An 11,985-nucleotide genomic window follows, 5' to 3' on the forward strand; every position below is an offset into this window, starting at 1 on the left:
GCGGCGGGCGGCCCGGGAAGGCGCGCGGGCGCGGCGAGCGCGGGCCGCTGGCCTCCGTCGCCCTGCACGCGGGCCTGCTGACCGCGGCCGTGGCCGCCGTCTTCCCTCCGTTCTGGCTGCTGGTTACATCCTTCAAGCCCAGGACGGAGACCTTCACCACCTCGCTGGTGCAGAACTTCACGCTGGAGAACTACACCCACGTCCTGGGCGACACCTACTTCCTGACCTGGTTCTGGAACTCGGTGGTGGTCGTGCTGGCGACCACGCTGCTCGGCGTGTTCATCTCCGCCACCACCGGTTACGCCGTCAGCCGCTTCCGCTTCCCCGGGATGCGCCCGCTGATGTGGACCCTGCTGATCACGCAGATGTTCCCGATGGCGATCCTGATCGTGCCGCTGTACAACCTGATGGCGCGGCTCGGCCTCCTCAACCAGCCCGTCGGGCTGATCATCACCTACCTCACCATCGCGGTACCGTTCTGCGCCTGGATGATGAAGGGCTTCTTCGACACCATCCCCGTCTCCATCGACGAGTCGGGGCGCGTGGACGGCCTCAACCCCTTCGGCACCTTCTGGCGGCTGATCCTGCCGCTGGCCAAGCCGGGCCTGGCCGTCACCGGCTTCTACAGCTTCGTGACGGCCTGGGCCGAGGTCGCCTACGCGTCGGCCTTCATGACCGGCGAGGAGAACCTCACCCTCGCCGGCGGCCTGCAGACCTTCGTCAACCAGTACGTCGGCGACTGGGGCTCGATGACCGCCGCCGCGGTGATCATCGCCGTCCCGGCCGCGATCGTCTTCGGCATCGCCCAGCGGCACCTCGTCGCCGGCCTGACCTCCGGCGCCGTCAAGTCCTGACCCGCCACCCCACCCGTCCGGCACCTCGCGTCCCCCACCCACGACACCAGGGATGACATGACCCAGCACTCATCAGCCCCCGCCACCGGCACGGCCCCGGCCATCCGCACGGACGCCTCGGGAGAGCCGGCCGGCTGGTGGCGCGACGCGGTGATCTACCAGGTCTACCCCCGCTCCTTCGCCGACGGGAACGGCGACGGCATGGGGGATCTGGCGGGCGTCCGCGCGCGACTGCCCTACCTGGCAGACCTGGGCGTCGACGCCGTCTGGCTCAGCCCCTTCTACGCCTCCCCGCAGGCCGACGCCGGATACGACGTCGCCGACTACCGTGCCATCGACCCGATGTTCGGCAATCTGCACGACGCCGACGCGCTGATCCGCGACGCCCACCAGCTGGGGCTGCGGATCATCGTGGACCTGGTGCCCAACCACTCCTCCGACCAGCACGAGTGGTTCCAGCGCGCCCTGCGCGAGGGCCCCGGATCGCCGCTGCGCGACCGCTACCACTTCCGCCCCGGCCGCGGCCCGAAGGGCGAGGAACCGCCCAACGACTGGGAGTCCATCTTCGGCGGCCCGGCCTGGACGCGCACCGAGAACCCCGACGGCGCCCCGGGGGAGTGGTACCTGCACCTTTTCGCCCCCGAGCAGCCCGACTTCAACTGGGAGAACGAGGCCGTGCGGGACGAGTTCCGCTCGGTGCTGCGCTTCTGGCTGGACATGGGCGTGGACGGCTTCCGCATCGACGTCGCCCACGGACTGGTCAAGGCCGCCGGACTGCCCGACATGGGCCGGGCCGGGCAGCTGAAGCTGCTGGGCAACCAGGTGCTGCCCTTCTTCGACCAGGACGGCGTCCACGAGATCTACCGGTCCTGGCGGCGGATCCTCGACGAGTACCCCGGCGAGCGCATCGGCGTCGCCGAGGCCTGGACGCCCAGCCCCGAGCGCACCGCGCTCTACCTGCGCGCCGACGAACTGCACCAGGCGTTCAACTTCCACTACCTGAACACCGCGTGGAACGCCGAGGCGCTGCGGGAGGTCGTCGACCAGTCGCTGGACTCCATGCGCCCGGTCGGCGCCCCCACCACCTGGGTGCTGTCCAATCACGACGTGGTGCGCCACCGCACCCGGCTCGGCGGCGGACTGACCCGCGCCCGCGCGGCCTCGCTGCTGATGCTGGCGCTGCCCGGCTCTGCCTATGTCTACCAGGGCGAGGAGCTGGGCCTGCCGGAGGTCACCGACCTGCCCGACGAGGTGCGCCAGGACCCGTCCTTCTTCAAGGACAACGGCCAGGACGGCCTGCGCGACGGCTGCCGCGTCCCCATCCCGTGGACGCGGGCCGGTTCCAGCCACGGCTTCGGCCCCGGCGGCAGCTGGCTGCCCCAGCCCGAGCAGTGGGCCGAGCTGTCGGTCGAGGAGCAGACCGGCGACCCCACCTCCACGCTGGAGCTGTACCGCAGCGCGCTGGCGGTGCGCCGCGAGCACCCGGCGCTGGGCGCGGGCGAGGGCGTGGAGTGGCTGGAGGACTTCCCCGCCGGGGTGCTGGCCTTCCGCCGCCGTGCGGCCGACGGCTCCGGCCGCGACCTCGTGTGCACGGCCAACACCACCGACCGGCCCGTGGAACTGTCCGCGGTGCCCGGCCGGGCACTGCTGGCCAGCGGCGAGTACGAGGGCGGGGCGATCCCGGCCGACACCACCGTCTGGTGGGAGGTATGACCGAGACCGGTACGGCGTCCGCACCGGTCCCCCCGGCGGTGCTCCCGGGACCGCCCGTCTGGCCGACATCGCGGCCCAGGCATCGGTCAGCGAGGCCACGGTCAGCCGTGTGCTCAACGGCAAGGCGGGCGTGGCGGCCGGCACCCGGCAGAAGGTGCTGGCGGCCCTGGACGTGCTGGGGTACGAGCGGCCGGTGCGGCTGAGGCAGCGCAGCGCCGGCCTGATCGGGCTGGTCATCCCGGAGCTGACCAATCCCATCTTCCCGGCGTTCGCCCAGGTCATCGAGCAGGTTCTGGCCGGGCACGGCTACACCCCGGTGCTGTGCACCCAGATGCCCGGCGGCGCCACCGAGGACGAGCTGGTCGAGCAGCTGGTCGAGCGCGGCGTCAACGGCGTCGTCTTCCTCTCCGGGCTGCACGCCGACACCACCGCGGACCCGGGCCGCTATGTGCGGCTGTCGGGGAGGGGGGTGCCGTTCGTGCTCATCAACGGGTTCAACGAGCACGTCAGCGCCCCCTTCGTGTCGCCCGACGACCGGGCGGCGGCACGGATGGCGGTACGCCACCTGGTGGACCTGGGTCACGATCCGCTGCGGATCGGTCTGGCGGTCGGCCCCGTCCGGTACGTCCCCGTGCGGCGGAAGACGGAGGGGTTCACGGCGGCGCTGATCGAACAGGGCGTGCCCGCGGCACGGGTGCGCGAACAGGTCCAGCACACGCTGTTCACCCTGGAGGGCGGCCACGCCGCGGCGGGCGCGCTGATCAGCGCCGGCTGCACGGGGGTGGTCTGCGGCAGCGATCTGATGGCGCTGGGCGTGGTGCGGGCGGCCCGGCAGCGCGGGCTGGAGGTGCCGCGCGAGCTGTCGGTGGTCGGCTTCGACGACTCCGAGCTGATCGCCTTCACCGATCCGCCGCTGACGACCGTGCGCCAGCCGGTCAAGGCCATGGCGAGCGCGGCGGTGAACGCCCTGCTGGAGGAGATCGGGGGGAATCCCGTCCAGCACTCGGAGTTCGTCTTCCAGCCCGAGCTGGTGGTGCGCGGCTCGACGGCCCCGCCGGCGCAGCAGGAGTAGGGGCGGGCGCGGAACCCGACACGTAGCGCCGGGCGCCGGCGGGACGCGCACCCCGGCCCGGCCGGCCGGGCGCGTGGGGGCCATGTGCCCGGCCCCCCGGCCGACCGGACCGGGAGTGTGGTCGAACGTAGCATCGTGCAACCTCTTGCGAAAGAGATTGCACAGAGGAGACGGCCGTGTTTCTCGGAGATGTCCAAAGTCTTGACGGTCACCCAGGGTGCGTCTACGGTCTCCTGCGCGAAGACTTTCAGGCGCTTTCAGTCTTCTTGCAGCAAGAGCATTCACTGCTCCACCGCCTCACGGGCGCGGCGCGTTGCCCCCAGGCAGGCACTCGCATCTGCTTCCCCCACAGGAGGAAACGTGGCCAGGAGATCCGCAGCCGTCACACTCGCGCTTGTCGCGGGCATGGCAGGCTCCCTCATCGCCGTCCCCGGACCGGCGCAGGCGGCCCCGCCCGGGGCCAAGGACGTCACCGCTGTTCTCTTCGAGTGGAAGTTCGACTCGATCGCCCGAGAGTGCACCAGCAGGCTCGGCCCGGCCGGCTACGGCTTCGTCCAGGTCTCCCCGCCCCAGGAACACATCCAGGGCAGCCAGTGGTGGACCTCCTACCAGCCGGTCAGCTACAAGATCGCAGGACGCCTCGGCAACCGCTCGCAGTTCCAGAACATGGTCAACACCTGCCACTCCGCAGGCGTGAAGGTCATCGTCGACACGGTGATCAACCACATGTCGGCGGGCAGCGGCACCGGTACCGGCGGCTCGTCGTACACCAAGTACAACTACCCCGGCATCTACAGCGGTGCCGACATGGACGACTGCCGGTCCCAGATCACCAACTACCAGGACCGGTACAACGTCCAGAACTGTGAACTCGTGGGTCTCGCCGACCTCGACACCGGCGAGTCCTATGTCCGCGACCGGATCGCGGCCTACATGAACGACCTGCTCTCGCTCGGCGTGGACGGCTTCCGGATCGACGCGGCCAAGCACATGCCCGCCGGCGACCTGGCGGCGATCAAGTCCCGGCTGAACAACCCGGGCGTCTACTGGAAGCAGGAGGCGATCCACGGCGCGGGCGAGGCCGTCTCACCCACCGAGTACCTCAACAACGGCGATGTGCAGGAGTTCCGCTACGCCCGGGACCTCAAGCGGGTCTTCACCGACGAGAAGCTCGCCTACCTCAAGAACTACGGCGAGGGCTGGGGTTACATGAGCTCCGGCAAGTCCGGTGTCTTCGTGGACAACCACGACACCGAGCGCGGCGGCGACACCATGAACTACAAGTACGGCTCCGCCTACACCCTGGCCAACGTCTTCATGCTGGCCTGGCCGTACGGCGCCCCGGACGTCCACTCCGGTTACGAGTGGAGCAACTACGACGCCGGCCCGCCCAACGGCGGTCACGTGAAAGCCTGCTGGCAGGACGGCTGGAAGTGCCAGCACGCCTGGCGCGAGATCTCCTCCATGGTGGCCTTCCGCAACGAGGCGCGCGGCCAGGGCGTCGTCAACTGGTGGGACAACGGCAACGACGCCATCGCATTCGGGCGTGGCGGCAAGGCATACGTCGCCATCAACCACGAGTCCCACCCGATCTCCCGCACCTTCCAGACCTCGATGTCCTCCGGCAACTACTGCAACATCCAGAACGGCACCAGGGTCTCGGTGAACGGCGCCGGCCAGTTCACCGCCACCCTCGCCCCGGGCACCGCCATAGCCCTGCGCAGCGGCTCCCGCTGCTAGCACGTGCGGCGCCCCGGCGCCGCGCGTGACCGCTCCGAGAGCCGGCCGCCCGGCCCTGCCCGCTTCCCCGCCGCGGGGCCGGGCGGCCCCGGATCCCCCCACAGGTCCCCCCACCACGCACAGACCACCGCACCCGAGGAGAGCGACCCGTGACAGGTTCCCTGGCGCGCAGAGGAGCGGCCGTGAGCATCGCGGCCGCGCTCCTGGCGACGCTCATCACCGCGGCGGCCCCCGCCAAGGCCGCACCACCACCGCCGTCCGACGCGAAACTGGCCGCCGAACCCACCCGGCACGACCTGACACGGGAGCAGTTCTACTTCGTCCTGCCCGACCGCTTCGCCGACGCGGACCCCTCCAACAACCGCGGCGGGCTGAAGGGCGACCGCCTGAGCACCGGTTACGACCCCACCCACAAGGGCTTCTACCAGGGCGGCGACCTCAAGGGCCTGACGGAGAAGCTCGACTACATCAAGGGCCTGGGCACCACCGCCATCTGGATGGCGCCCATCTTCAAGAACAAGCCGGTCCAGGGCGAGGGGGAGAACACCTCCGCCGGCTACCACGGCTACTGGATAACCGACTTCACCCAGGTGGACCCGCACTTCGGCACCAACGACGATCTGCGGAAGCTGATCGACGCCGCCCACGACAAGGGCATGAAGGTCTTCTTCGACGTCATCACCAATCACACCGCCGACGTGGTGAACTACGAGGAGAAGTCCTACTCCTACCTGTCCAAGGGCGCCTTCCCCTACCTCACCGAGGACGGCAGGCCCTTCGACGACGCCGACTACGCCGCCGGGGGGAAGTTCCCGGGGACCCACCGGGACTCCTTCCCCCGCACCCCGGTCGTTCCCGCCGCCGAGAAGGACCTGAAGGTCCCCGGCTGGCTCAACGACCCGGAGATGTACCACAACCGGGGCGACTCCACCTTCGCCGGGGAGAGCTCGCGGTACGGCGACTTCCACGGCCTGGACGACCTGTGGACCGAGCGGCCCGAGGTCGTCGAGGGCATGAAGAAGATCTACCAGCGGTGGGTGAGGGACTTCCGGATCGACGGCTTCCGCATCGACACGGTCAAGCACGTCAACATGGAGTTCTGGACCCAGTGGGCCACCGCCCTGGACGCCTACGCCGCGGAGAAGGGCCGCGAGGACTTCTTCATGTTCGGCGAGGTCTACTCCTCCGACCCCGCCCAGATGGCCCCCTACGTCACCCGCGGCAAGCTGGACGCCACCCTCGACTTCGGTTTCCAGGAGGCGGCCCGTTCCTACGCATCCCAGGGCGGGCCGGCGGCCAAGCTGTCGGACCTGTTCGCCCAGGACTACCGCTACACCACCGGCCGCTCCAACGCCTATGAGCAGGTCACCTTCACCGGCAACCACGACATGGGCCGCATCGGGACCTTCCTGCGCCAGGACAACCCCGGCGCCGATGACGCCGAACTGCTCAAGCGGGCGGAGCTCGCCAACGAGCTGATGTTCCTCAGCCGCGGCAACCCGGTGATCTACTACGGCGACGAGCAGGGCTTCACCGGCGCCGGCGGCGACCAGGACGCCCGCCAGACCCTCTTCGCCTCCAAGGTGCCCTCCTACCTGGACGAGGAGGACAACGACCGGATCGGCACCGACCGCACCCACGCCGAGGACGCCTACGACACCTCCCACCCCCTCTACCGCTCCATCGCCGCCCTGTCGGAGCTGACCCGGAAGCACCCCGCCCTGCGCGACGGCGTCCAGACCGAGCGGTACGCGCACAGCGGTGACGGCCCCGGTGTGTACGCCTTCACCCGCACCGACGCCGAGCGGCGCACCGAGTACCTCGTCGCCGCCAACAACGACGCCGGGGCCCGCACCGTCGAGATCGCCACCGGATCGCCGGAGACCGCGTTCCACCAGATCCACGGCGGCGACGCCACCGTGCGCACCGGCCCGGACACGAAGCTGACCGTCACCGTCCCGGCCCTGTCCACCGCGGTGTTCAAGGCGGCCAGGCCGCTGCCCGTCCCCGCCGCCGCGCCCACCGTCGAGCTGAGGGCCCCCGCCGCGGGTGCCACCGGCACCGTCGAGGTCACCGCGAACGTCGGGGGAGGGGACGGCCGGCAGCTCGACCGCGTCGTCTTCGCCGCCCAGACGGGCGACGGGAAGTGGCGCACCCTGGGCACCGCCGACCACGCCCCCTACAAGGTCACCCAGCACATCGGCCGGGACGTGAGGGCCGGAACACCACTGCGCTACAAGGCCGTCGTGGTCGACGCCAGGGGCCGCACCGCCTCCGACACCGCCTCCTCGACCGCCGGCCAGGCACCGCTCCCCGAGAAGCCCCCGGCCGTCGAGCGGGACTGGGCCGTCGTCCACTACCAGCGCACGGACGGCGACTACGACGGCTGGAAACTGGTCGCCGACGACCGCACCGCCGACTTCACCGGCCGCGACGCCTACGGCGCCTTCGCCTGGGTCAAGCCGGCCGACGGCGAGGGCGAGGTCACGTTCACCATCACCGGGGACGGGACGGCGGACGGACCCGAGCGCACCATCGACCTGGCCAGGACCGGCGAGGTGTGGGTCGGGCAGGACAGCGACGAGACGCTGTCCGAGCGGCCCGAGGGCGTCTACCCCCCGCAGGACGGGAAGAGGGCCGTCCTGCACTACCACCGCGCCGACGGCGACTACGACGGCTGGGGCCTGCACACCTGGACCGGCGCCGCCGAGCCCACAGACTGGGCCGAGCCGCTGATGCCGGAGGGTGAGGACGCCTTCGGCGTCACCTTCGAGGTGCCGCTCGCCGAGGGCGCGACCTCGCTGAACTACATCATCCACAAGGGCGACGCCAAGGACGAGAACGCCGACCAGTCGCTGGACTTCGCCACCCACGGCCGTGAGGTCTGGAAGCTGTCCGCCACCCCCGGCTACCTGCTGCCCACCACCGGCAGCGCACCCGACCTGGACCTGGGCAGGTCAGAGGCCCAGTGGATCGACCGGGACACCGTCGCCTGGAAGGTCAAGGCCACCGACGCCACCAGTCAGCAGCTCGCCCACGACACCCGCGGCACCATCGCGGTCGAGGACGGCGCCCTGACCCACGAGGGCCGCTGGCTGCGGCTGAACCCCGTGCCCGGCGGGCTGAGCGACGCCCAGAGGAAGAAGTACCCGCACCTGAAGGACTACCCGGCCTTCCGCGTCGATCCCCGCGACCGCGACCGGGTGCGCACCGCCCTGCGCGGCCAGGTCGTCGCCACCCAGCGCAACGCCGCGGGCGCGCTGCTGGCGGCGACCGGAGTGCAGATCCCCGGCGTGCTGGACGACCTCTACGGCAAGAAGGCGGCCGGGGCCGAGCTCGGTCCGGTCTTCGACCGCGAGGGACGCCCCACCCTGTCGGTGTGGGCGCCCACCGCGCAGAAGGTCTCCCTCGAACTGGGCGGCCGCACCGTGCGGATGCGCCGCGACGCCGCCACCGGCGTGTGGAGCGCGCGCGGCAACCGGAGCTGGGCGGGCAAGCCGTACCGCTACCACGTGACGGTCTGGGCGCCCTCGGCGGGCAAGGTGGTCACCAACGAGGTCACCGACCCCTACTCCACCGCCCTGACCACCGACTCGAAGAAGAGCCTGGTGGTCGACCTGTCCGACCCGAAGCTGGCCCCCCCGGGCTGGAAGAAGCTGGACAAGCCGGCCCCGACACCGCTGCGCGACGCGCAGATCCAGGAGCTGCACATCCGCGACTTCTCCGTCGCCGACCCCACGGTGAGCGAGAAGCACCGCGGCGGCTACCTGGCCTTCACCGATGGCTCGACCGACGGCATGGAACACCTCAGGAAGCTGGCGGACGCGGGCACCTCCCACGTCCACCTGCTGCCCTCGTACGACATCGCCTCCATCCCCGAGCGCGCCGCCGGGAGGGCCGAGCCCGCCTGCGACCTGGCGGCCCTGCCCGCCGACTCCGGCGAGCAGCAGGAGTGCATCGGGAAGGTCCGCGACGAGGACGCCTACAACTGGGGCTACGACCCGCTGCACTACACCGTGCCCGAGGGCTCGTACGCCACAGACGCCGACGGCACCGCCCGCACCGTCGAGTACCGCGAGATGGTCAAGGGCCTCAACGGGGCCGGACTGCGGGTCGTGCTGGACGTGGTCTACAACCACACCATGGCCGCCGGGCAGGACGAGCAGTCCGTGCTGGACCGCATCGTGCCCGGCTACTACCACCGCCTGCTGGCCGACGGCACGGTGGCCACCTCCACCTGCTGCGCCAACACCGCGCCCGAGCACACCATGATGGGCAAGCTCACGGTCGACTCCGTCGTCACCTGGGCCAGGCAGTACAAGGTGGACGGCTTCCGCTTCGACCTGATGGGCCACCACCCCAAGGCCAACATCCTGGCCGTCCGCGAGGCGCTGGACGCCCTCACCGTGGAGAAGGACGGCGTCGACGGCAGGAGCATCGTCCTCTACGGCGAGGGCTGGAACTTCGGGGAGGTCGCCGACGACGCACGCTTCGTCCAGGCCACGCAGAAGAACATGGCCGGCACCGGCATCGCCACCTTCTCCGACCGGGCCCGCGACGCGGTGCGCGGTGGCGGCCCCTTCGACGCCGACCCCGGCGTCCAGGGCTTCGCCAGCGGCCTGTACACCGACCCCAACTCCTCGAAAGCCAACGGCAGCCGGGCCGAGCAGAGGCAGCGGCTGCTGCACTACCAGGACCTGATCAAGGTCGGGCTCTCCGGCAACCTCGCCGACTACGCCTTCACCGACACCTCCGGCAAGCGGGTCACCGGCTCGCAGGTCGACTACAACGGTTCACCGGCCGGATACGCCGGTGCCCCCGGCGAGGCGCTCGCCTACGCCGACGCCCACGACAACGAGACCCTCTATGACGCCCTGGCCTTCAAGCTGCCCCAGGACACCCCGTCCGCCGACCGGGCCCGCATGCAGGTGATCGCCATGGCCACCGCCGCCCTCTCCCAGGGCCCGGCCCTCAGCCAGGCGGGCAGCGACCTGCTGCGCTCGAAGTCGCTGGACCGCAACTCCTACGACTCCGGCGACTGGTACAACGCCGTCCACTGGAACTGCGAGGCCGGCAACGGCTTCGGCCGCGGGCTGCCCCCGGCCTGGGACAACGAGGACAAGTGGCCGTACGCGAAGCCGCTGCTGACCCTGGCCGACCTCTCCCCGTCCTGCGGGGAGATCGAGGGCGCCTCCGCCGCCTACCGCGACCTGCTGGAGATCCGCTCCACGGAGGAGGTCTTCAGCCAGTCCACGGCGGCCGGGGTCCAGCGGACGCTGTCCTTCCCGCTGTCGGGGAAGGAGGAGACCCCGGGTGTGATCACCATGCGCCTGGCGGACGGCGACCGCGACCTGGTGGTCGTCCTCAACGCCACCCCCGAGCGGCGGACGCAGACCGTCTCCTCGCTCGCCGGCGCCTCCTACGACCTGCACCCGGTTCAGGCGAAGGGCTCCGACGCGGTGGTCAGGCGCGCCGCCTTCGACAGGGGGAAGGGCGCCTTCACGGTGCCGCCGCGCACGGTGGCGGTGTTCACCGCGCGGTGACCGGAGCGGGGCGGTAGACGGAAAGGACATCGGGGCGGGGCCGGCGACAGACGGCCCCGCCCCGCGGCGGGGGCAGCAGATCCTCCTCCACGGTGGTGCCGCGGACATGAACGCCCAGCAGTACGGGCCACAGCCCGGTGGCGTCCCGGAGCGGGAGTATCCGCTCCCAGCAGTCCGGCCCGGCGGGCTCGTCGGCGCGCCACAGCAACGGCTCGGGCAGCGCCGCCGAGGCCGCGAGTGAGCGCAGGCGCCGCGCCATGGCGCCCGGTCCACGGGCCACATGAGTCACGGCACCGAAACTACCCGGCGTCGGCCCTTCCGGGAACGAGTGCCAGCAGCCGGGCCACCAGCTCCGCGAACGGGCCGTCGGCGGGCTCCTGTTCCACGACGCGCCGGAGCACCTCGGCCGTCTCCTCGTCGAACGCGGCCGTCACCGCGGCCAGCGCCAGCAGGTCGTGGACGAGCTGCCGCTCCAGCTCCCGGCGCGGTATCGAGCGGTCGGCCAGCCAGCCGAGCGCCGTGGTCTCGGCGACACCGACCCAGGTGCGGAGCACCAGGGATATCCGGGGCCCGGGGTCGGTGAGTCCCAGATGGGCCAGGAGCTGTTCGTGGGCGGTCTGCCGAACCTCCTCGACCATGGCCTCGCTGCGCACCGAACCGCCGCGCATCAGCGCGGAGAAGCCCGGCGCGTGCTCCTCGGCGAAGTCGAAGTAACGACCCATCACCAGCAGCAGCCGCAGGCTGAACGGGCCCTCGTACGGTACGTGGAAACGGGCGGACAGCTCGTCGGCCGCCCGACGTACCGCTGCCTCGTAGAGGCTGTACTTGCCTGGGAAGTAGTGGTAGACCAGCGGTCTGGATATCCCCGCCGCGGTGGCGATGTCATCGATGGACACCTCCTCGGGTGGACGGTCGCTGAATAACCTCAGCGCGACGTCGATCAGTTGCTGCCGACGCTCCTCGACACCCATCCTGCGGCGTACCCCGATGGTCATGGGAACACCCTAACGATCACCGCGCACCGCCGGCCGCCCCGCCCGGGCGCGGAGACGGCCGGCGGGGG

Annotated in this window: 6 protein-coding genes and 1 pseudogene; 5 read left to right on the forward strand and 2 right to left on the reverse strand. The window is 71.1% G+C overall.

Annotated elements, in window-relative coordinates:
* The 5 genes and pseudogenes from LJ221_RS20385 to pulA all read left to right on the forward strand — a co-directional run.
* Window positions 1-854 (forward strand): carbohydrate ABC transporter permease (locus tag LJ221_RS20385; protein WP_308314825.1); only part of this gene is annotated, 854 nt, incomplete at its 5' end.
* 57 nt (window positions 855-911) lie between these two features.
* Entirely contained in the window at window positions 912-2,567 is a 1,656-nt protein-coding gene (locus tag LJ221_RS20390) for a glycoside hydrolase family 13 protein (protein ID WP_241718178.1), read from the forward strand.
* Between the two features lie 58 nt (window positions 2,568-2,625).
* On the forward strand, window positions 2,626-3,639 hold the full coding sequence (locus LJ221_RS20395) for a LacI family DNA-binding transcriptional regulator (protein WP_241718183.1): 1,014 nt from the start codon (window positions 2,626-2,628) through the stop codon (window positions 3,637-3,639).
* Window positions 3,640-3,999: 360 nt separating this feature from the next.
* Window positions 4,000-5,373 (forward strand): annotated as a pseudogene (locus tag LJ221_RS20400) (alpha-amylase family protein); the annotation flags it as partial.
* Window positions 5,374-5,528: 155 nt separating this feature from the next.
* Window positions 5,529-10,922: a pullulanase-type alpha-1,6-glucosidase gene (gene pulA, locus LJ221_RS20405; RefSeq protein WP_241718179.1), complete on the forward strand. Its 5,394-nt coding sequence runs from the start codon at window positions 5,529-5,531 to the stop codon at window positions 10,920-10,922.
* On the opposite strand, the gene LJ221_RS20410 is transcribed toward pulA, so the two are convergent.
* Window positions 10,909-11,211 (reverse strand): hypothetical protein, encoded by a 303-nt coding sequence (locus tag LJ221_RS20410; protein ID WP_241718180.1) that lies wholly within the window; start codon window positions 11,209-11,211, stop codon window positions 10,909-10,911. The genes pulA and LJ221_RS20410 overlap by 14 nt on opposite strands.
* 10 nt (window positions 11,212-11,221) lie before the next feature.
* Complete coding sequence (locus LJ221_RS20415; RefSeq protein ID WP_241718181.1) at window positions 11,222-11,917, reverse strand: TetR/AcrR family transcriptional regulator; 696 nt, start codon at window positions 11,915-11,917, stop codon at window positions 11,222-11,224.
* Window positions 11,918-11,985 lie beyond the last annotated feature (68 nt).

This window comes from Streptomyces sp. CNQ085 (assembly GCF_022614595.1).
GTDB lineage: Bacteria > Actinomycetota > Actinomycetes > Streptomycetales > Streptomycetaceae > Streptomyces.